This window comes from Pseudomonas sp. Pseusp18, from assembly GCF_059506005.1.
Genome location: NZ_CP169240.1, coordinates 6,652,094 through 6,672,628 on the forward strand (window position 1 = coordinate 6,652,094; position 20,535 = coordinate 6,672,628).

Annotated in this window: 21 protein-coding genes; 1 reads left to right on the forward strand and 20 read right to left on the reverse strand. The window is 56.7% G+C overall.

Annotated elements, in window-relative coordinates; genetic code table 11:
- From ACEN9A_RS30120 to rpmH, 20 genes are all read right to left on the reverse strand, one after another.
- Complete coding sequence (locus ACEN9A_RS30120) at window positions 1-777, reverse strand: DeoR/GlpR family DNA-binding transcription regulator (RefSeq protein ID WP_019651248.1); 777 nt, start codon at window positions 775-777, stop codon at window positions 1-3.
- 195 nt (window positions 778-972) lie between these two features.
- Window positions 973-2,340, reverse strand: a complete 1,368-nt coding sequence (gene glmU, locus ACEN9A_RS30125; protein WP_258671777.1) for a bifunctional UDP-N-acetylglucosamine diphosphorylase/glucosamine-1-phosphate N-acetyltransferase GlmU — start codon at window positions 2,338-2,340, stop codon at window positions 973-975.
- Window positions 2,341-2,457: 117 nt separating this feature from the next.
- On the reverse strand, window positions 2,458-2,883 hold the full coding sequence (locus tag ACEN9A_RS30130; RefSeq protein WP_007985046.1) for a F0F1 ATP synthase subunit epsilon: 426 nt from the start codon (window positions 2,881-2,883) through the stop codon (window positions 2,458-2,460).
- A gap of 45 nt (window positions 2,884-2,928) precedes the next feature.
- Window positions 2,929-4,308, reverse strand: coding sequence for a F0F1 ATP synthase subunit beta (gene atpD / locus ACEN9A_RS30135; protein ID WP_007911961.1), 1,380 nt, complete (start codon window positions 4,306-4,308; stop codon window positions 2,929-2,931).
- Window positions 4,309-4,335: 27 nt separating this feature from the next.
- Window positions 4,336-5,196 (reverse strand): F0F1 ATP synthase subunit gamma, encoded by an 861-nt coding sequence (gene atpG / locus ACEN9A_RS30140; protein WP_007934344.1) that lies wholly within the window; start codon window positions 5,194-5,196, stop codon window positions 4,336-4,338.
- A gap of 50 nt (window positions 5,197-5,246) precedes the next feature.
- Complete coding sequence (gene atpA, locus ACEN9A_RS30145) at window positions 5,247-6,791, reverse strand: F0F1 ATP synthase subunit alpha (RefSeq protein ID WP_007934342.1); 1,545 nt, start codon at window positions 6,789-6,791, stop codon at window positions 5,247-5,249.
- 21 nt (window positions 6,792-6,812) lie between these two features.
- Entirely contained in the window at window positions 6,813-7,349 is a 537-nt protein-coding gene (locus ACEN9A_RS30150; RefSeq protein ID WP_019580345.1) for a F0F1 ATP synthase subunit delta, read from the reverse strand.
- Window positions 7,350-7,361: 12 nt separating this feature from the next.
- Window positions 7,362-7,832 (reverse strand): F0F1 ATP synthase subunit B, encoded by a 471-nt coding sequence (locus tag ACEN9A_RS30155; protein WP_008064601.1) that lies wholly within the window; start codon window positions 7,830-7,832, stop codon window positions 7,362-7,364.
- Window positions 7,833-7,890: 58 nt separating this feature from the next.
- Window positions 7,891-8,148, reverse strand: coding sequence for a F0F1 ATP synthase subunit C (atpE, locus tag ACEN9A_RS30160; RefSeq protein WP_003097235.1), 258 nt, complete (start codon window positions 8,146-8,148; stop codon window positions 7,891-7,893).
- A gap of 133 nt (window positions 8,149-8,281) precedes the next feature.
- The gene (atpB, locus tag ACEN9A_RS30165; RefSeq protein ID WP_007934337.1) at window positions 8,282-9,151 is read right to left on the reverse strand and encodes a F0F1 ATP synthase subunit A; all 870 of its coding nucleotides are present in this window, start codon (window positions 9,149-9,151) and stop codon (window positions 8,282-8,284) included.
- 16 nt (window positions 9,152-9,167) lie between these two features.
- A complete protein-coding gene (locus ACEN9A_RS30170; RefSeq protein WP_007934335.1) occupies window positions 9,168-9,575 on the reverse strand; it encodes a F0F1 ATP synthase subunit I in 408 nt (135 codons plus the stop codon).
- 148 nt (window positions 9,576-9,723) lie between these two features.
- The gene (locus ACEN9A_RS30175) at window positions 9,724-10,596 is read right to left on the reverse strand and encodes a ParB/RepB/Spo0J family partition protein (RefSeq protein WP_007934333.1); all 873 of its coding nucleotides are present in this window, start codon (window positions 10,594-10,596) and stop codon (window positions 9,724-9,726) included.
- A gap of 9 nt (window positions 10,597-10,605) precedes the next feature.
- Window positions 10,606-11,403, reverse strand: coding sequence for a ParA family protein (locus ACEN9A_RS30180; protein ID WP_007934331.1), 798 nt, complete (start codon window positions 11,401-11,403; stop codon window positions 10,606-10,608).
- A gap of 18 nt (window positions 11,404-11,421) precedes the next feature.
- Entirely contained in the window at window positions 11,422-12,066 is a 645-nt protein-coding gene (gene rsmG, locus ACEN9A_RS30185; RefSeq protein WP_007934329.1) for a 16S rRNA (guanine(527)-N(7))-methyltransferase RsmG, read from the reverse strand.
- Window positions 12,063-13,961, reverse strand: a complete 1,899-nt coding sequence (gene mnmG / locus ACEN9A_RS30190; protein ID WP_258671782.1) for a tRNA uridine-5-carboxymethylaminomethyl(34) synthesis enzyme MnmG — start codon at window positions 13,959-13,961, stop codon at window positions 12,063-12,065. The genes rsmG and mnmG overlap by 4 nt, the downstream gene beginning before the upstream one ends.
- Window positions 13,962-14,511: 550 nt before the next feature.
- Window positions 14,512-15,882 carry a tRNA uridine-5-carboxymethylaminomethyl(34) synthesis GTPase MnmE gene (gene mnmE / locus ACEN9A_RS30195; RefSeq protein ID WP_258671783.1) on the reverse strand — a complete coding sequence of 457 codons (1,371 nt, stop codon included), beginning with the start codon at window positions 15,880-15,882 and terminating at the stop codon, window positions 14,512-14,514.
- A 79-nt stretch (window positions 15,883-15,961) separates the two neighbouring features.
- On the reverse strand, window positions 15,962-17,647 hold the full coding sequence (gene yidC / locus ACEN9A_RS30200; protein WP_018927323.1) for a membrane protein insertase YidC: 1,686 nt from the start codon (window positions 17,645-17,647) through the stop codon (window positions 15,962-15,964).
- 2 nt (window positions 17,648-17,649) lie between these two features.
- Complete coding sequence (gene yidD, locus ACEN9A_RS30205; protein WP_003213574.1) at window positions 17,650-17,895, reverse strand: membrane protein insertion efficiency factor YidD; 246 nt, start codon at window positions 17,893-17,895, stop codon at window positions 17,650-17,652.
- Window positions 17,888-18,289, reverse strand: a complete 402-nt coding sequence (gene rnpA / locus ACEN9A_RS30210) for a ribonuclease P protein component (protein ID WP_026286513.1) — start codon at window positions 18,287-18,289, stop codon at window positions 17,888-17,890. Before rnpA ends, yidD begins: the two co-directional genes overlap by 8 nt.
- Before the next feature lie 16 nt (window positions 18,290-18,305).
- Window positions 18,306-18,440, reverse strand: coding sequence for a 50S ribosomal protein L34 (rpmH, locus tag ACEN9A_RS30215; RefSeq protein WP_003213577.1), 135 nt, complete (start codon window positions 18,438-18,440; stop codon window positions 18,306-18,308).
- A gap of 568 nt (window positions 18,441-19,008) precedes the next feature.
- On the opposite strand from rpmH, the gene dnaA reads away from it, so the two are divergent.
- Window positions 19,009-20,529 (forward strand): chromosomal replication initiator protein DnaA, encoded by a 1,521-nt coding sequence (dnaA, locus tag ACEN9A_RS30220; RefSeq protein ID WP_007934322.1) that lies wholly within the window; start codon window positions 19,009-19,011, stop codon window positions 20,527-20,529.
- Window positions 20,530-20,535: the final 6 nt, after the last annotated feature.

The following is a 20,535-nucleotide window of genomic DNA, read 5'->3' on the forward strand; positions in this document are numbered from 1 at the left end:
CTATTTCTCCTGACTGACAGCGGCGCAAATCACATTGATGCCGCGGGCCTGAATCTGATCGCGGGCCTCAAGCGGCAGGCGATCATCGGTAATAAGGGTATGGATGCTGCTCCAAGGCAGCTCCAGATTGGGAATCTTGCGGCCGATCTTGTCGGCCTCGACCATCACGATCACTTCACGGGCGACCTCGGCCATGACACGGCTCAGTCCCAGCAATTCATTGAAGGTGGTGGTCCCGCGCACCAGATCGATGCCATCGGCGCCAATAAATAACTGATCGAAGTCATATGAGCGTAGTACCTGCTCTGCCACCTGACCCTGGAAGGATTCGGAATGCGGATCCCAGGTACCACCGGTCATCAACAGCACCGGTTCGTGCTCGAGTTCTGTCAACGCGTTGGCGACATGCAGGGAGTTGGTCATCACCACCAGGCCCGGTTGCTGGCCGAGTTCCGGGATCATCGCGGCGGTGGTGCTGCCGCTGTCGATGATGATGCGCGCATGCTCGCGAATCCGCGTGACGGCGGCGCGGGCAATGGCCTGCTTGTATTTCGAAACCGGTTGGCCGATGTCGGCGACCAGCTCCTGCGGCATGGTGACCGCGCCGCCATAACGACGCAGCAACAGACCGTTGCTTTCAAGCGCGGCCAGATCCTTGCGAATCGTAACTTCCGAGGTTTCGAAGCGTTTGGCCAGTTCATCCACACTGACTTCACCCTGCTCATTGAGCAAGGCGAGGATATTGTGGCGGCGTTGGGGCGTGTTGCGCTTTGACATGGCTTGGTAAGTTTCGATTCGAAAGATAACGTAAGCAATCAAAACCTATCAGCGAAACTTCGTCAAGCCAACGTCAGAAAAAAAGATGTGTGGATAACTCAAAAAAAGATCGCAGCCTCCGGCAGCGCCTACAGAGTGAACACGAATTCCCTGTAGGCGCTGCCGAAGGCTGCGATCTTTTGATCTGTGGATAACTTAACTCTTCTTGATCTTCTCAGGCCGCTTCCAGCCGTCGATGTTCTTCTGTCGAGCCCGGCCTACGGCCAACTGAGCGTTATCCACATTCTGGGTAATGGTCGAACCGGCCGCCGTGGTCGCACCGGAGGAGATATCCACAGGCGCCACCAACGAATTGTTGGAGCCGATGAACACATCTTCACCCAGCACGGTTTTCCACTTGTTGGCACCGTCGTAGTTGCAGGTGATGGTGCCGGCGCCAATGTTGGTGCGCGCACCGATCTCGGCATCGCCCAGATACGTCAAGTGACCGGCCTTGGCACCTTCGCCCATGTGAGCGTTCTTCAGTTCAACAAAGTTACCCACATGCGCGCGGGCTTCCAGCACTGTGCCGGGACGCAAACGAGCGAACGGGCCGGCATCGCTGCCTTCGCCGAGAATCGCGCCTTCGATATGACTGTTGGCCTTGATCGCCACGCCTTTGCGCAGGGTGCTGTCCTTGATCACGCAGTTCGGGCCGATCACCACGTCGTCCTCGATGATCACTTTGCCCTCGAGAATCACGTTGATGTCGATCAGGATATCGCGACCAACGGTAACCTCACCGCGCACATCGAAACGTGTCGGGTCTCGCAGGGTCACGCCTTGAGCCATCAAACGACGAGCGGCGCGCAGTTGATAATGACGCTCCAGCTCGGCCAGTTGTTTGCGATCGTTGGCGCCCTGCACTTCCATGGCGTCATGGGGTTGTTCGGTGGCCACCACCAGACCATCACTGACCGCCATGGCAATCACGTCGGTCAGGTAGTACTCGCCCTGGGCATTGTTGTTGGAGAGGCGGCCCAGCCAATCGCCCAAACGCTGGGAAGGCACCGCCAGAATGCCGGTATTGCCTTCGGTGATCGCACGCTCAGCCGCGTTGGCGTCTTTCTGCTCGACGATGGCAGTCACTTTGCCGGCGGCATCACGGACAATGCGGCCGTAGCCAGTCGGGTCATCCAGCTCGACAGTCAGCAGACCCAATTGCTGCGGTGCAGCCTGCTTGAGCAAACGTTGCAGGGTTTCGACTTCGATCAACGGCACGTCACCGTAGAGAATCAGCACGGTATCGGACTCGATGAACGGCACAGCCTGGGCCACCGCATGACCGGTACCCAGCTGTTGGTCCTGCAGGACGAAATTCAGGTCATCGGCGGCCAGACGCTCGCGCACCGCTTCGGCACCATGGCCGATCACCACGTGGATGCGCTGTGGATCAAGTTGCCGGGCGCTGTGGATAACATGGCCGAGCATTGAATTACCGGCAATCGGATGCAGGACTTTCGGCAAAGCCGAACGCATGCGAGTGCCTTGGCCGGCAGCGAGGATAACGATTTCAAGGGACATGACTGGCTACCAATCCTGGGTGGTCAGCAACTGCGACCAGATGATGAATATCGAAAAAGAAAAAAGGGTAGCCGAGGCTACCCTTTTTAATCAATCGCGCAACAAGTCGATGGCCGATTAGTGGCCGAACTTCTTGCGGATCTGCTGGACGGTGCGCAGCTGAGCTGCAGCCTCGGCCAGACGTGCGGCAGCAGAACCGTAATCGAATTCCGCGCCTCGCTCATGCAAGGCTTTCTCGGCAGCCTTAACGGCTTCCAGAGCTGCGGCTTCGTCCAGGTCGGCAGCGCGTTGCACGGTGTCGGCAAGAACCTTGACCATGTTCGGCTGAACCTCGAGGAAACCACCGGAGATGTAATACACCTCCTCTTCCCCGCCCTGCTTGACCAGGCGGATCGGACCTGGCTTCAGATTAGTGATCAGCGGCGCGTGACCCAGGGCGATACCAAGATCACCCAGTGCACCGTGCGCAATCACCATCTCGACCAGACCGGAAAAGATTTCTCCTTCCGCGCTGACGATATCGCAATGGACTGTCATAGCCATCTGATTGCCTCAACCTAAATTAGCGCCCGTTGCCGGGCGCCGGGATTACAGTTTCTTGGCTTTCTCGATCGCTTCTTCGATGCCGCCAACCATGTAGAACGCTTGTTCTGGCAGGTGGTCGTAGTCACCGTTGAGGATGCCTTTGAAGCCAGCAATGGTGTCTTTCAGGGAAACGTATTTACCCGATGCACCGGTGAAGACTTCAGCCACGAAGAACGGCTGCGACAAGAAGCGCTGGATCTTACGAGCACGGTTTACCAACTGCTTGTCGGCTTCCGACAGCTCGTCCATACCCAGGATCGCAATGATGTCCTTCAGTTCTTTGTAACGCTGCAGCACGTACTGGACGCCGCGAGCGGTGTCGTAGTGGTCCTGGCCGATTACGTTCGGGTCCAGCTGGCGCGAAGTCGAGTCGAGTGGATCGACCGCTGGGTAGATACCCAGGGAAGCGATGTCACGGGACAGAACGACGGTAGCGTCCAAGTGGGCGAAGGTGGTCGCTGGCGACGGGTCGGTCAAGTCATCCGCAGGTACGTATACCGCTTGGATCGAAGTGATCGAACCTTCCTTGGTCGAAGTGATACGTTCTTGCAGAACGCCCATCTCTTCAGCCAGGGTCGGCTGGTAACCTACTGCCGAAGGCATACGGCCCAGCAGTGCGGATACTTCAGTACCGGCCAGGGTGTAACGATAGATGTTGTCGACGAACAGCAGAACGTCGTTACCTTCGTCACGGAACTTCTCGGCCATGGTCAGGCCGGTCAGTGCTACGCGCAGACGGTTACCCGGCGGCTCGTTCATCTGACCGTAAACCAGTGCCACTTTGTCCAGAACGTTGGAATCCTTCATCTCGTGGTAGAAGTCGTTACCCTCACGAGTACGCTCACCCACACCGGCGAACACGGAATAACCGCTGTGCTCGATGGCGATGTTACGGATCAGTTCCATCATGTTTACGGTCTTGCCTACACCGGCACCACCGAACAGACCGACTTTACCGCCTTTGGCAAACGGGCAAACCAGGTCGATAACCTTGATGCCGGTTTCCAGCAGGTCGTTGCCGCCTGCCTGTTCAGCGAACGAAGGTGCTGGGCGGTGAATGCCCCAACGCTCTTCGGTGTCGATCGGACCAGCTTCGTCGATCGGGTTACCGAGGACGTCCATGATCCGGCCCAGGGTCGCTTTACCGACCGGTACGGAGATGGCTGCGCCAGAATCGGTAACTTCCAGACCGCGTTTCAGGCCCTCTGTGGAACCCATCGCAATGGTGCGAACCACGCCGTCGCCCAGCTGTTGCTGAACTTCCAGAGTGGTTTCAGCCGCGCTCACTACTTTCAGCGCGTTGTAGATGCTCGGTACGCTGTCGCGTGGAAATTCCACGTCGATAACGGCGCCGATGATTTGAACGATACGTCCGCTACTCATAGCTGGATCCTCTGAATATTTGAACCGTTAAACCGCGGCAGCGCCGCCGACGATTTCCGAGATCTCTTGGGTGATCGCAGCCTGACGCGCCTTGTTGTAGACCAGCTGCAAATCGCTGATCAAATCACCGGCGTTGTCGGTAGCGTTCTTCATCGCGATCATCCGCGCAGCTTGTTCAGCCGCGTTGTTCTCGACCACCGCCTGGTAGACCTGCGACTCCACGTAACGGACCATCAAGCCGTCAAGCAGCTCTTTGGCGTCCGGTTCGTAGAGATAGTCCCAGTGGTGCTTGAGTTCTTGATCCGGGGTTGCCACCAGTGGAATCAACTGCTCCACGGTAGGCTGTTGCGTCATGGTGTTGATGAACTTGTTGGACACCACGGACAGGCGGTCAATACGGCCGTCCAGATAGGCATCCAGCATCACCTTGACGCTGCCAATCAAATCATTGATCGACGGCTCTTCACCCAGGTGGCTGATAGCTGCAACGACGTTACCGCCGAAGTTGCGGAAAAAGGCCGCACCCTTGCTACCAACGACACACAGATCAATCTCGACGCCGTTTTCGCGGTTTACCGCCATGTCCTTGACCAGGGCCTTGAACAGGTTGGTGTTCAAGCCACCACACAGACCACGGTCACTGCTCACTACGACATAACCAACGCGCTTTACTTCACGGTCGATCATGAACGGGTGGCGATATTCCGGGTTAGCGTTGGCCAGATGGCCAATAACCTGGCGGATGCGCTCCGCATAAGGACGGCTAGCAGCCATGCGCATTTGTGCCTTGCGCATTTTGCTGACCGCCACTTTTTCCATGGCGCTGGTAATCTTTTGCGTGCTTTTGATGCTCGCAATCTTACTGCGAATCTCTTTTGCGCCTGCCATGTAACACCTATCAGGTTAGCAAGCGGGAGCCTTGCGGCTCCCGCTGCGGCTTACCAGGTTTGGGTGGCCTTGAACTTCTCGATACCGGCTTTCATGCCAGCGTCGATTTCGTCATTGAAGTCACCTTTCACGTTGATCTTCGCCATCAAGTCGGCGTGATCGCGGTTGAAGAAAGCAATCAGCGCTTGTTCGAAGCTGCCGATCTTGGCGATTTCAACGTCAGTCAGGAACCCACGCTCAGCGGCATACAGCGACAGCGCCATGTCAGCGATCGACATTGGTGCGTATTGCTTCTGCTTCATCAGCTCGGTAACGCGCTGACCATGCTCAAGTTGCTTACGGGTCGCTTCGTCCAGGTCAGAAGCGAACTGGGCGAATGCCGCCAGTTCACGGTACTGAGCCAGAGCGGTACGGATACCACCGGACAGCTTCTTGATGATCTTGGTCTGAGCGGCACCACCCACACGGGATACCGAAACACCGGCGTTCACTGCAGGACGGATGCCCGAGTTGAACATGGCCGATTCCAGGAAGATCTGACCGTCGGTGATGGAAATCACGTTGGTCGGAACGAACGCGGAAACGTCGCCAGCCTGGGTTTCGATGATCGGCAGTGCGGTCAGGGAACCGGTTTTGCCGGTCACTGCGCCGTTGGTGAACTTCTCTACGTACTCTTCCGAAACGCGGGATGCGCGCTCCAGCAGACGGGAGTGGAGATAGAACACGTCGCCTGGGTAAGCTTCACGGCCTGGTGGACGGCGCAGCAGCAGGGAAATCTGGCGATAAGCCACTGCTTGCTTGGACAGATCGTCATAAACGATCAGCGCATCTTCACCGCGGTCGCGGAAGAATTCACCCATGGTGCAACCGGAGTACGGTGCCAGGAATTGCAGCGCAGGAGATTCCGAAGCACTGGCAGCCACGATGATCGTGTTGGCCAGGGCGCCGTTTTCTTCCAGCTTGCGAACCACGTTGGCGATGGTCGATTGCTTCTGACCGATGGCTACGTAGACGCAGAAAATGCCGCTGTCTTTCTGGTTGATGATCGCGTCGATCGCCAGAGCGGTTTTACCGATCTGACGGTCACCGATGATCAGCTCACGCTGGCCACGGCCGACAGGGATCATGGCATCGACAGCCTTGTAGCCAGTCTGTACAGGCTGGTCTACCGACTTACGCCAGATCACGCCTGGAGCAACTTTCTCGACCGCGTCGGTCTCGGTGTTGCCCAGTGGACCTTTGCCGTCAACAGGGTTACCCAGTGCGTCGACTACGCGACCCAGCAGTTCCTTACCAACCGGAACTTCGAGGATGCGGCCAGTGCACTTGGCGCTCATGCCTTCAGCCAAAGACTGGTATGCGCCCAATACAACGGCACCTACGGAGTCTTGCTCCAGGTTGAGGGCCATACCGAAGACGCCGCCCGGAAACTCGATCATCTCGCCGTACATTACGTCGGCCAGACCGTGAATCCGCACGATACCGTCAGATACGCTGACGACAGTGCCTTCGTTACGGGCTTGGGAGGTCACATCGAGCTTGTCGATGCGGCCCTTGATAATTTCACTTATTTCGGAAGGATTGAGTTGCTGCATTGCTCTGCTGCCCCTTCAAACTCAAGATTTCAATGCTTCGGCAAGTTTCGCGATTTTGCCGCGAATCGAGCCATCGATAACCAGGTCGCCGGCGCGGATGACGACACCACCAATAAGGGCAGCGTCCTCCGCAACTTGCAGGCGCACTTCCCGGTTGAGTCGTGCACTGAGAACCTTGGCGAGTTTGTCTTGCTGTTCTTGGTTCAATGCAAAAGCACTGGTTACTTCCACGTCTACCGATTTCTCTTGTTCGGCCTTGTACAGGTCAAACAGAGCGGCGATCTCCGGCAGAAGCGGGAGACGGTCGTTTTCGGCAACGACGTGAATGAAGTTCTGTGCCTTGGCATCAAACTTGTCGCCGCACACGTCAATAAACGTGGCGGCCTTTTCTGCGCTCGTCAGTCGCGGGGCCTTGAGCACGCGCTGCATGGTGTCGTCTTCCGACACCAGTGCTGCCAGGCCGAGCATGGCTGACCAATTGGCCAGTTGCTGGTGGGCCTGAGCGTGCTCGAAGGCCGCCTTAGCGTAAGGTCGGGCCAACGTGGTCAGTTCTGCCATGATCGCCCTCGCTTAGATTTCAGCAGCCAGTTGGTTAACCAGCTCTGCGTGCGCGTTTTGATCGATTGTGGCACCCAGGATCTTCTCGGCGCCGCCGACTGCCAGCAAGCCCACTTGGGCACGCAGCGCGTCTTTGACACTGTTCAGTTCCTGTTCGATCTCGGCCTGAGCCTGAACCTTCACACGGTCAGCGTCGATACGGGCTTTTTCAACAGCCTCTTCGACAATCTGATTACCGCGTTTCTTGGCTTGCTCGATGATTTCAGCTGCCTGAGCTTTCGCTTCGCGCAGTTGCTGACCCGCTTTCTCTTGGGCCAACTCCAGGTCGCGAGCTGCTCGGCTGGCAGCGTCCAGACCATCAGCGATCTTCTTTTGACGTTCGTGCAGAGCCGCAATGACCGGAGGCCATACGAACTTCATGCAGAACAGTACAAAAATCAGGAACGCAACGGACTGGCCAATCAGGGTCGCATTAATGTTCACGCCAACACCTCGCAGTTACGTTGTCCATCACACCAAATTACCCGGAAGATCCGAGTAATTAGCCAGCGATCTGACCAACGAACGGGTTCGCAAAGGTGAAGAACAGAGCGATACCAACACCGATCATGGTTACGGCGTCGAGCAGACCGGCAACGATGAACATTTTAACTTGCAGCATTGGAACCATTTCTGGCTGACGCGCTGCGCCTTCCAGGAACTTGCCGCCCAGCAGGCCGAAACCAATTGCGGTACCCAGTGCGCCCAGGCCGATCAACAGTGCAACAGCGATAGCGGTTAGACCAACTACAGTTTCCATCTTTCCTCCCGACTTTTACGTCGTATGGTTTAGGTTTTTTAGATTTTAAAGCGGTAAAACAAATCGTTTCATAGCCCTGTTAGGGCACCCACCCGTTTGACCGGGTGGGACATCAGACCAGTCGAGACTGGTCTTAATGGTTCTCTTCGTGCGCCATCGACAGGTAAACGATGGTCAGCATCATGAAGATAAATGCCTGCAGGGTGATGATCAGGATGTGGAACACAGCCCACGCCCACTGCAGAACTACGCCCAGGCCGCTCAGCCAGAGCAGACCACTGCCGAACATCACAGCGATCAGAATGAACACCAGCTCACCGGCATACATGTTGCCGAACAGACGCAGAGCCAGGGAGATCGGCTTGGCGATCAGGGTCACGAATTCCAGCAGGAAGTTCACCGGAATCAGCAGCGCCTGAACAAAGATGTTCTTGCTGCCGAACGGGTGCAGGGTCAGCTCGCCAATGAAGCCGCCGAGGCCCTTGATCTTGATGCTGTAGAAAATGATCAGCGCAAACACCGTGAAGGCCATGGCCAAAGTAGCGTTCGGGTCGGTGGTCGACACAGCGCGGAACGGGATGTGGTGGTCGCCGGAGATCAGGATGGCCAGCTGAGGAATCCAGTCGACCGGTACCAGGTCGATGGCGTTCATCAGGAACACCCAGACGAAGATGGTCAGTGCCAGTGGTGCAACCACCGGGCTACGGCCATGGAAGCTGTCTTTCACGCTGCCATCGACGAATTCGACCAATACTTCAACGAAGTTCTGCAAAGCACCAGGTACACCGGTAGTCGCCTTCTTTGCCGCCATGCGGAAAAGAAGAACGAAGATCAGACCCAATGCGACCGACCAGCCGAGGGTATCGACGTGGAAAGCCCAGAAGCCCATTTCCTTGGCTTCTGCTGCGGAGTGGGCAAAGCCCCAGCCGCCGTTGGGTAGCTGACCGAAGGTCAGGTTCTGCAAGTGGTGCTGGATATAGCCCGAAGCGGTTGTTTCTGCCATGGTTGCCTCAAACGCCCTAAGGTCTCGAAAGTCTTGTTCTCATAAGCAGGGGAGCGAACCAGCTGACCAGTTGGGTCAGCACGAAGACGCCGAATACTGCTAACGGCGCCAATGGCTTCACACCTGCAAACGTCAATGCAAACAGCACTGCCGTCAAAATCAGTTTGCCCGCCTCGCCAGCATAAAAAGACCGGACGATGGCTTGAGCTGCTCGGGCGCCGGAAAACCGAAATGCCCTGTGAGCGAAATAAATATTGGGAAGCAAGGCTATCAGGCCTCCGCAAAGTCCTGAGTACCCGGCAACGACTCCATACCATCGCCAGAGCGCCAAAGCGGCAATCAGCAAAACGACAAGTTGAGCCATTAACACCGGAAAAACAGCCAATCGATGGAAAGGCAAGCGGTCTGGCGTGCGGTTTTCCATCACTTTTGCTCCCCAATGGTCGGCTGCCGAAATTCAATAACTTGGCATAATTTGTGCCGACAAAATGCGCGCAGAGTATAGGGGCGGTTCTGCCCCTATTCAACTGTCAGGTAGTGATTTCCGACTTCACGCTACAAGAGGAATTGTTTCAGCGGATGTGTGCGAGCACACCTTGAAGTTCATCAAGAGAGTTGTAGCCGATCACCAACTGCCCCTTACCCTTCTTTCCGTGGCGGATCTGCACCGCAGAGCCTAGGCGCTCGGCCAGGCGCTGCTCGAGCCGGGCGATATCCGGATCCGGTTTTGCCGGTTCCACAGGCTCCGGTTTGCCACTCAACCACTGGCGAACCAGTGCTTCAGTCTGGCGCACAGTCAGCCCCCGTGCGACAACATGTCGCGCCCCTTCAACCTGTTGGTTTTCCGGTAAACCCAGCAAGGCACGGGCATGACCCATTTCCAGGTCGCCGTGAGACAGCATGGTCTTGATGACTTCCGGCAACGAAATCAGGCGCAACAGGTTGGCCACGGTGACGCGGGACTTACCCACAGCCTCGGCCACTTGTTGCTGAGTCAGCTGGAATTCCTGCTGCAAACGCTGCAAGGCCACCGCTTCTTCGATTGGATTGAGGTCTTCGCGCTGGATATTCTCGATCAGCGCCATGGCGATGGCGGTTTCATCCGGCACATCGCGAACCATCGCCGGGATGGTTTCCTGGCCAGCCTGCTGGCTGGCGCGCCAGCGGCGTTCGCCGGCGATGATTTCGAAGCGGCCGCTGCCAATCGGGCGAACCACGATCGGCTGCATCACGCCCTGGGCCTTGATCGACTGCGCCAGCTCTTCCAGCGCCTGAGGATCCATGTCCCGACGTGGCTGGTACTTGCCACGCTGGATCAGGTCCAGGGGCAGGTGCTGCAGCTCACGCTGGTCGGCTTGCACCGCTTGTTCTTCCAGCGAGCTGACAGTCGGACCACTCAGCAGTGCATCCAGTCCACGTCCGAGACCTCGTTTCTTGACGGCCATGGGGATTCCTTAAGTTGCCTGGGCAGCGGCGGTGCGTGAATTTTTACGTTGACGGCGAACCATCTCGCCGGCCAATGCCAGATAGGCAATCGCGCCGCGCGATGATTTGTCGTACGCCAGCGCCGGCATGCCATAGCTTGGCGCTTCGGCCAGACGGATGTTGCGCGGAATCACGGTGTCGTAGAGCTGATCGCCAAAGTGTTCCTTGAGCTGCGCCGAAACGTCGTTCATCAGGCTCAGGCGCGGGTCGTACATGGTCCGCAACAGGCCTTCGACTTTCAGGTTCGGGTTCAGCAGTTCGGCAATGCGCTTGATGTTATCCACAAGGTCGCTCAACCCTTCGAGTGCGAAGTACTCACACTGCATGGGGATAATGACCCCGTCGGCGGCAACCAGCGCATTGAGCGTGAGCATCGACAGCGATGGCGGGCAGTCGATCAAAATGTAATCGTAGTTTTCACGGATCGGCGCCAACGCGCTGCGCAGGCGGCTTTCCTTCATCTGCATTTCAAGCAGAACGACTTCGGCCGCGGTCAGATCGCGGTTGGCCGGCAACAACTGGTAACCACCGTGTTCGGAATAGTGCATGGCCTGGGCCAGATCACATTCACCGATCAACAGATCGTAGACCGAGTTTTCCAGGCCGTGTTTATCCACACCGCTACCCATGGTGGCGTTGCCCTGTGGATCAAGATCGATCAACAGCACCCGACGCTTGGTAGCGACCAGGGAAGCTGCGAGGTTGATGCAGGTGGTGGTCTTGCCCACACCACCCTTTTGGTTCGCTATCGCGAATACCTTAGCCATTCTTGCTTGTGTTCCCAATCATGCCGTGCGGCGCAGTATCAGCAGATGGCGTTGGCCTTGGCAACCGGGTACGGCCAGGGCGTGTTCGCTATCGAGGTGGAAGTCTGCCGGCAATGCTACCAGCTCATCGGCGGGATGAACGCCCTTCATTGCCAGCCAGCGTGTATCGGCGTCGCCCAAATGGCGAGTCCAGTTGCTGAAGTTCTCCATGCTGCTGAACGCCCGGGAAATGATCCCGTTGAATGGCAGTTCAGGCTGGAAGGCTTCGACGCGACTGTGGATAACTTGCAGGTTATCCAGTTTGAGTTCGAGTTTGACCTGGGTCAGGAAGCGGGTTTTCTTGCCGTTGCTGTCCAGACAGGTCACCTGGGACTCTGGAAACAGGATCGCCAACGGAATACCCGGCATGCCGCCGCCGCTGCCAACGTCCAGCCAGCGACCGTTTTCGACGAACGACATCACGCTCAAGCTATCGAGCAGGTGACGGGAGACCATTTCATCCGGATCGCGCACGGCGGTCAGGTTGTAAGCCTTGTTCCATTTGATCAACAAGGCCAGATAACCCAGCAGCTGAGCGTGCTGGGCTTCCGTCAGTGTGACACCGAGCTGGCGAGCACCTGTGGATAACTCTTCTGCATGTTGCGAGGTAACCAACGAACTCAAGCGCTTTGCTCCAACTGACGGCCCGCGCCGCGTTTTTTCAAATGAATCATCAACAGCGAAATCGCCGCTGGGGTTACGCCCGGAATACGCGACGCCTGGCCCAAAGTCTCTGGACGGGTCGCACCGAGCTTGCTCTGGATCTCCTTGGAGAGACCGGAGATGTTCGTGTAATCGATATCCACAGGCAGTTTGGTGTCTTCGCTGGCCCGCAGGCGTGCGATTTCATCCTGTTGACGGTCGATGTAACCGGCGTATTTGGTCTTGATTTCGACCTGTTCGGCGACCTGTGGATCTTCTGCGCCCCCGCCAGTCACGGCGATCAGACCAGCGTAGTCGATTTCCGGACGGCTCAGCAGGTTGAGCAAATTGTATTCGTGGGTCAGCGGCGTGCCGAACTTCTCGGCAATCGCATCGCCCTGTTCGGTGCCCGGGCGAACCCAGGTACTTTTCAGGCGTTGTTCTTCCAGATTGATGCTTTCGCGTTTTTTGCAGAAAGCCGCCCAACGCGCGTCATCCACCAGACCCAGTTCGCGACCTTTTTCGGTCAGGCGCAGGTCGGCGTTGTCTTCGCGCAGAATCAAACGGTATTCGGCGCGGGATGTGAACATCCGATACGGTTCCTGGGTACCGAGGGTAATCAGGTCGTCAACCAAAACGCCGATGTACGCTTCATCGCGACGCGGGCACCAGGCTTCTTTGCCCTGGGCTCGCAGCGCGGCGTTGGCTCCGGCCAGCAAACCCTGGGCACCGGCTTCTTCGTAACCGGTGGTGCCGTTGATCTGCCCGGCGAAGAACAGACCGGCGATGACTTTGGTTTCCAGGCTGTACTTCAGGTCACGCGGATCGAAGTAGTCGTACTCGATGGCATAGCCCGGGCGAACAATGTGCGCGTTTTCCATGCCACGGATCGATTGCACGATCTGCAATTGCACGTCAAACGGCAAGGATGTGGATATCCCGTTCGGGTACAGCTCGTGAGTGGTCAACCCTTCCGGTTCGATGAAGACCTGGTGGCTTTCCTTGTCGGCAAAGCGGTGGATCTTGTCTTCGATCGATGGGCAATAACGTGGGCCGATGCCTTCGATCAACCCGGCATCGGAATACATCGGCGAACGGTCGAGGTTGGCGGCAATGATTTCGTGGGTCCGGGCGTTGGTGTGGGTGATCCAGCAGCTGACCTGTTTCGGGTGCTGTTCTTTGGAGCCCATGAACGACATTACCGGGATCGGCGTATCACCGGCTTGCTCGGTCATGACCGAGAAATCCACAGACCGACCGTCGATACGCGGCGGAGTACCGGTTTTCAGGCGACCGACACGCAACGGCAGTTCACGCAGACGATGAGCCAGGGCAATCGAAGGCGGATCACCGGCGCGACCGCCGGAATAATTCTGCATCCCGATGTGGATAAGTCCACCGAGGAAGGTGCCCGTCGTCAGCACCACGGAGTCGGCGAAGAAACGCAGGCCCATTTGCGTGACAACGCCGCGCACTTGTTCCTGTTCGACGATCAGGTCGTCCGCGGCCTGTTGAAATATCCACAGGTTCGGCTGGTTTTCCAAAGCTTCGCGGACAGCGGCCTTGTACAGCACCCGATCTGCCTGGGCGCGAGTTGCACGCACGGCCGGGCCTTTGCGGCTGTTCAATACGCGAAATTGAATACCACCTTTATCGGTAGCCATGGCCATCGCGCCACCCAGGGCATCGATTTCCTTGACCAGATGGCTTTTGCCGATCCCACCAATGGCGGGATTGCAGCTCATGGCACCGAGGGTTTCCACGTTATGCGTCAGCAACAGGGTTTTTGCCCCCATACGTGCTGATGCAAGTGCTGCCTCGGTACCGGCATGACCGCCGCCGATGACGATCACTTCAAAACGGGAAGGGAAATCCACCACGCACCTCGTGCCTGCTTTAGTCAGGTAATCCGGAATAGTTTGAGCTCAGGTTCTTGGACCTGGTCGGCAAGTATAGGGACTTCGCCCTTCCTAAAGAACCCTTTGCACAAAATTTAACCAGCTGTGGAGAAGTCGGGGTTATAGAAATTAAAAAGAGAGAAATTTATTAAATCTTTGTTTTTATGTTTATTTCTACTGACCCACCTTTCTGTGGATAGATTCATACAGGCCTTTATTTTAAATGTGTACAGAGATTCAAAACCCTGTGGTCATGTGCCGAGGAGGCCCTTGGATAACCGGTGTAAGCCTGTGGATGAAAGGGGTGGTTATCCACAGAGGCGGTTATCTTCAGTTTTGAGGCCTTGTTATCAACTGCCCTTAGCGGCAGTTATTCACAGGGCTTAATCCACAGAAAAGGGCTGACCGAACAAATCCCAGGCACGGAAAATCTGCCCGAACAGAAAAATCTGCTCGGGAGCGGAGGGCTATTTCAGAAGAAGGGGAGCAGACAGGCCAGAACGGCCTGTCTGTGGGTAACGCAGAAGGACTATTTACCGATGCAGAAGCTGGAAAAGATCCTGCCCAGCAGATCATCGGAGCTGAATGCCCCGGTGATCTCGCCCAAAGACTGCTGGGCTTGCCGCAAATCTTCGGCCAGCAGTTCACCGGCACCCGCTAACGTCAGCTGTGCGCGGCCGTGTTCGAGGGACGCACTCGCGTGACGCAGTGCCTCCAGGTGACGCCTGCGAGCACTGAAGCTGCTTTCAGAGGTCTGCTCGTAACCCATGCAGGCCTTGAGATGCTCGCGCAACAACTCCAGGCCTTCGCCGGCGGACCTGGCACTGAGGCTGATCGTGACGTGGCCATCGTTACTGACTTCCAGGGCAATTGCTTCGCCCGTCAGGTCTGCCTTGTTACGAATCAGCGTCACTTTTGCCGGATCCGGGCGGGTTTCAAGGAATTCAGGCCACAAGGCAAATGGATCAAGGGCCTCGGGAGCCGTGGCATCGACCACCAGCAACACCCGATCCGCTTCGCCGATAGCTTTCAATGCCCGTTCGACGCCGATTTTCTCGACCTGATCGTCGGTATCCCGCAGCCCGGCAGTGTCGACCACATGCAACGGCATGCCATCGATGTGGATATGTTCGCGAAGAATATCCCGGGTCGTGCCGGCAATCTCGGTCACGATCGCGGCTTCACGTCCGGCCAGGGCATTCAGAAGGCTGGACTTGCCGGCATTCGGCCGGCCGGCAATGACTACCGTCATGCCGTCACGCAGCAAGGCCCCCTGCCCGGCTTCCCGAAGCACTGTGGATAATTCGTCGCGCACTTTATCCAGCATACTCAGTACATGGCCATCGGCGAGGAAGTCGATTTCTTCTTCAGGGAAGTCGATGGCCGCTTCGACGTAAATGCGCAGGCCTATCAGTTGCTCGGTAAGGTTATGCACACGCAGGGAAAACGCCCCTTGCAACGAACGCAGGGCATTTCGTGCTGCCTGTGCAGAACTCGCCTCGATCAGGTCGGCAATGGCTTCGGCCTGAGCCAGGTCAAGCTTGTCATTGAGGAAGGCGCGTTCGCTGAATTCACCCGGCCGGGCCAGACGGCAGCCCAGTTCCAGGCAGCGTTTGAGCAACATATCCAGGACGATTGGTCCGCCGTGGCCCTGCAGCTCCAGCACATCTTCGCCGGTGAACGAATTCGGTCCCGGGAAATACAGCGCGATGCCTTCGTCCAGCACCTCTTCATTTTCACTGAGGAACGGGCCGTAATGGGCGAACCGCGGTTTCAGTTCGCGGCCGCTGATGGCTTTGGCCGCCACACTCGCCAGCGGCCCGGAAATACGGACGATGCCCACACCGCCGCGACCTTGAGCGGTGGCGACGGCTGCGATGGTTTCACGAGGAACGCTCATAAACCGGTATCCAGACAAAAGTGACAGATAGCAAAACGCCCCACTAGGGGGCGTTTTGAGTGGTTATCCACAGTGTAAATCAGGCAGCTGCTTTGGTAGCCGCTTCGATCTTACGAGTGATGTACCACTGTTGGGCGATCGACAGGCAGTTGTTCACTACCCAGTACAGTACCAGACCGGCCGGGAACCACAGGAAGAAGAAGGTGAAGATGATTGGCATCAGCTTCATCACCTTGGCCTGCATCGGATCCGGAGGTGTCGGGTTCAACTGCTGCTGGATGAACATGGTTGCGCCCATGATGATCGGCAGAATGAAGAACGGATCCTTGATCGACAGGTCAGTAATCCACAGCATGAATGGCGCCTGGCGCATTTCCACGCTTTCCAGCAGGACCCAGTACAGCGAAAGGAAAACCGGCATCTGCACCAGGATTGGCAAGCAGCCACCCAGTGGATTGATCTTCTCTTTCTTGTACAGCTCCATCATGGCTTGCGACATTTTCTGCCGGTCTTCGCCATGTTGCTCTTTCAGCGCGGCCAGTTTCGGTGCCACTGCACGCATGCGTGCCATGGATTTGTAGCTGGCGGCCGACAGGGGGAAGAAAATCCCCTTGATCAGCATGGTCAGGAAGATGATCGAGAAGCCCCAATTACCAACCAGTGCGTGGATATGTTGCAGCAACCAGAAGATTGGCTGGGCAATGAACCACAAAATGCCGTAGTCGACGGTCAGTTCCAGGCCTGGGGACAACTGTTTCAGGACAGCCTGGCTTTTTGGACCTGCGTACAGAACGGCGCTGGTTTCAACCTTGGCACCTGGCGCAGCGGTCAGAGAAGGACCGGTGTAGCCAATGATGTAGTTGCCTTTGCTGTCTTTACGGGTCTGGACGACGTTGTTTTCGCCCTTGGCCGGAATCCACGCGGTCACGAAGTAATGCTGCAACCAGGCAACCCAGCCACCGCTGACGGTTTCTTTCAGCTGAGCCTTGTCCATGTCCTTCATCGACACTTTCTTGTACGGCTCGTTACTTGTCCACAGGGCGGCGCCCAGGTAAGTCGCGGTGCCGGTGGCAGTGCTGGAAGAAGGATCGGAACTGGCATCACGCTTCAGTTGCGCGAACATTGCACCGGACCAGGGCTGAGCGCTCTGGTTGTCGATCAGGTAGGAAACGGTTACGTCATACAGGCCACGTTTCAGGGTGAAACGCTTGATGTAGTTGACGCCGTCCTTGCTGAACTTCAGGTCCACGACCAATTGGTCCTGACCGTCAGCCAGTTGATAAATCTTCTTCTCGGAGGAGTAAACCGGACGACCGGCAGGACTTGCGTCCGGACCGTTGGTGCCGATCAGGCCGCTCTGAGCCAGATAAGTCCGCTCGTTGCCGTTATCGAACAGCTGGAATGGAATTTCCGGATGGTCCTGGCGACGTGGATACAGCGGCAGCGTCAACTGGGCAACATCACCACCTTGTGGATCGATAGCCAGGTTGAGCACATCCGTTTTGATCTGGATGAGGTCTTTGCTTGCAGCCACTGGCGTTTCAGCAGGTGCAGTTGCACTGGTATCGCTTGCGGCGCGCGGGATGTCGTCACTGGCGGAAGCATTATTGCCAGTCGCCGTATCCGGTAGACCCGGTGCGGTAGTACTGGAAGCAACATTCTGAGTCGGCAGGGCAGCCTGGCCATAGTCCTGGTTCCATTTAAGAACCATAACGTAGGACACGATTGCCAGGGCGACGATCAGGATCGTGCGTTTGATATCCATGATTACTCGGCCATCGAAGAAGAACGGGAGGTAGGGATAGGTGGAACCGGGTCATAACCACCGGGATTCCACGGATGACAGCGACCTAAACGACGAAAGGTCAGCCAGCCACCGCGCAGAAGGCCATGATTTTCTATGGCTTCTAACGCGTAGCAGGAACAACTGGGGTAGAAACGACAGTGATTGGCCATCAGGGGACTAATGGCATAGCGATAAAACTGGATCGGAACGAGTGCCAGTTTACGCATCGGGACTGTCTACCCCTACAGTTTCGGCTTTGACTGCTGGTACCGGCTTGCTGCGTGCCAGACGTTTCCAGAGTTTGCCGAAATGCTGAATCAATTCGGGGTTTTCTACGTCACCCAAACCTTTGCGCGCGACGATAACAATGTCCCAACCGACCAGTGAATCCTGGTTCAGGCGAAACGATTCGCGCATCAGACGTTTGAGGCGATTGCGCTCGACGGAGAGCTTTACGCTCTTTTTCCCGATAACCAGCCCGAGACGGGGGTGATCAAGATCGTTATTGCGCGCAAGGAGCAGGAGATTTTTCCCCGGAACCTTGCCGGTAGGGGAGTCAAAGACTGCCTTGAAATGCCGGGGAGTAAGCAGACGCTTATCCCGACTGAAGTCCTGACTCACCTCCAGTGCCGGATTATCAAACTGCCAGACGCGCACGACCTTTGGCGCGACGACGCGACAGGACGGCACGACCGTTCTTGGTAGCCATGCGAGCACGGAAACCGTGGGTACGAGCGCGTTTGATAGTGCTTGGTTGGAAAGTACGTTTCATTGTCGTGTTACCTGGTTCGTCCACAACGGGCCGGAATGGCCCCCGTTTTAAGAGACCGGGGATTCTAGAGAAAGCAAGCCTCTAGGTCAATTTCCAACCAACGTTTCCTTATAAATAGATCTCCAGAGGATTTGCTCGTCCGCAGGTCGTTCGCTAGATATAGAAATAAAGAAGGGAATTATTTAAAGCTTTTCTGTAAAGCTTGTAAAAGCTAGGCATGCGATCATCTGTGGATAACTGCCTTAAGCCCTTAAAAACCGTGATGTACAGAGAATGACAACTACAGTGGAAAACGGTGATCAGCCTGTGCTGCGCTATCGGATAAGCTGTGTGTGGAAAGGTCAGTTATCCACAGGCAGGTTATCCACCGAGTTTCGCCCCCACTTGTCCAGTGCCCTCATGGGCGGTTATCCACAGAGCTTATGCACATACCGTTGGTCTTCTTTTTGAGGGTTAACGCGTTGATAATTCATGCCCTGTGCGCAACCTGCATGTGGATAAGTGGGCGTCTGGCCGCTACAATGACCGCTTGTTTTTGCCTCACCGGCTTTCAACTTAGGGGATATCCGTGTCAGTGGAACTTTGGCAGCAGTGCGTGGAGCTTTTGCGCGATGAGCTGCCTGCCCAACAATTCAACACTTGGATCCGCCCGCTACAGGTCGAAGCCGAAGGCGACGAGTTGCGTGTCTACGCACCGAATCGTTTTGTTCTCGACTGGGTCAACGAAAAGTACCTGGGCCGCGTCCTTGAACTGCTGGATGAGCACGGCAATGGCATGGCGCCGGCGCTTTCCTTATTAATAGGCAGCAAACGCAGTTCGGCACCGCGTGCGGCACCCAATGCCCCGTTGGCCGCTGCGGCGTCCCAGGCTCAGGCGGCGGCCGCACCGGTCAGCGCTCCAGCCCCTGCTCCGGCAGCGGCACCGACCAAGCGTTCGACGCAAAAAGTTGCCGAGGTCAGTGAAGAGCCGTCCCGCGACAGCTTCGACCCTATGGCCGGCGCCAGTTCGCAACAGGCCCCGGTTCGTTCCGAGCAGCGCACGGTGCAGGTCGAAGGTGCGCTCAAGCACACCAGCTACCTGAACCGCACATTCACCTTCGAGAACTTCGTCGAAGGTAAGTCCAACCAACTGGCACGGGCTGCGGCCTGGCAGGTGGCGGACAACCCTAAACACGGTTACAACCCGCTCTTCCTTTATGGCGGCGTCGGTTTGGGTAAAACCCACTTGATGCACGCTGTGGGTAACCACCTATTAAAGAAGAACCCGAATGCCAAGGTCGTGTACCTGCATTCGGAGCGTTTCGTGGCCGACATGGTCAAGGCGCTGCAGTTGAACGCGATCAACGAGTTCAAGCGCTTCTACCGTTCGGTGGATGCGTTGCTGATCGATGACATTCAGTTCTTCGCTCGCAAGGAACGTTCGCAGGAAGAGTTTTTCCACACCTTCAACGCCCTGCTCGAAGGTGGCCAGCAGGTCATTCTCACCAGTGACCGCTATCCGAAAGAAATCGAAGGCCTTGAAGAACGCCTCAAATCCCGCTTTGGCTGGGGCCTGACGGTTGCCGTCGAGCCGCCGGAGCTGGAAACCCGCGTAGCGATCCTGATGAAAAAGGCCGACCAGGCCAAAGTCGATCTGCCACACGACGCGGCATTCTTCATCGCCCAGCGTATTCGCTCCAACGTCCGTGAGCTGGAAGGCGCGCTTAAACGCGTGATCGCCCACTCGCACTTCATGGGCCGCGACATCACCATCGAGTTGATTCGCGAATCCCTGAAAGACTTGTTGGCGTTGCAAGATAAACTGGTCTCTGTGGATAACATTCAGCGCACTGTCGCTGAGTATTACAAGATCAAGATCTCCGACCTGCTGTCCAAGCGTCGTTCACGCTCGGTAGCACGTCCGCGTCAGGTCGCTATGGCGTTGTCCAAGGAATTGACCAACCACAGCCTGCCGGAAATCGGCGATGTGTTTGGCGGCCGCGACCACACGACTGTTTTGCACGCCTGCCGCAAGATCAACGAGCTTAAGGAATCCGACGCGGACATCCGCGAGGACTACAAGAACCTGCTGCGTACACTGACCACTTGATGAACA

Excerpts from the sequence above, each read along its gene's own strand:
- ACEN9A_RS30120 (WP_019651248.1), bottom strand. The coding sequence starts at position 777 with ATGTCAAAGCGCAACACGCCCCAACGCCGCCACAATATCCTCGCCTTG.
- glmU (WP_258671777.1), bottom strand. The coding sequence starts at position 2,340 with ATGTCCCTTGAAATCGTTATCCTCGCTGCCGGCCAAGGCACTCGCATG.
- ACEN9A_RS30130 (WP_007985046.1), bottom strand. The coding sequence starts at position 2,883 with ATGGCTATGACAGTCCATTGCGATATCGTCAGCGCGGAAGGAGAAATC.
- atpD (WP_007911961.1), bottom strand. The coding sequence starts at position 4,308 with ATGAGTAGCGGACGTATCGTTCAAATCATCGGCGCCGTTATCGACGTG.
- atpG (WP_007934344.1), bottom strand. The coding sequence starts at position 5,196 with ATGGCAGGCGCAAAAGAGATTCGCAGTAAGATTGCGAGCATCAAAAGC.
- atpA (WP_007934342.1), bottom strand. The coding sequence starts at position 6,791 with ATGCAGCAACTCAATCCTTCCGAAATAAGTGAAATTATCAAGGGCCGC.
- ACEN9A_RS30150 (WP_019580345.1), bottom strand. The coding sequence starts at position 7,349 with ATGGCAGAACTGACCACGTTGGCCCGACCTTACGCTAAGGCGGCCTTC.
- atpE (WP_003097235.1), bottom strand. The coding sequence starts at position 8,148 with ATGGAAACTGTAGTTGGTCTAACCGCTATCGCTGTTGCACTGTTGATC.
- atpB (WP_007934337.1), bottom strand. The coding sequence starts at position 9,151 with ATGGCAGAAACAACCGCTTCGGGCTATATCCAGCACCACTTGCAGAAC.
- ACEN9A_RS30170 (WP_007934335.1), bottom strand. The coding sequence starts at position 9,575 with ATGGAAAACCGCACGCCAGACCGCTTGCCTTTCCATCGATTGGCTGTT.
- ACEN9A_RS30175 (WP_007934333.1), bottom strand. The coding sequence starts at position 10,596 with ATGGCCGTCAAGAAACGAGGTCTCGGACGTGGACTGGATGCACTGCTG.
- ACEN9A_RS30180 (WP_007934331.1), bottom strand. The coding sequence starts at position 11,403 with ATGGCTAAGGTATTCGCGATAGCGAACCAAAAGGGTGGTGTGGGCAAG.
- mnmE (WP_258671783.1), bottom strand. The coding sequence starts at position 15,882 with ATGAGCGTTCCTCGTGAAACCATCGCAGCCGTCGCCACCGCTCAAGGT.
- yidC (WP_018927323.1), bottom strand. The coding sequence starts at position 17,647 with ATGGATATCAAACGCACGATCCTGATCGTCGCCCTGGCAATCGTGTCC.
- yidD (WP_003213574.1), bottom strand. The coding sequence starts at position 17,895 with ATGCGTAAACTGGCACTCGTTCCGATCCAGTTTTATCGCTATGCCATT.
- rpmH (WP_003213577.1), bottom strand. The coding sequence starts at position 18,440 with ATGAAACGTACTTTCCAACCAAGCACTATCAAACGCGCTCGTACCCAC.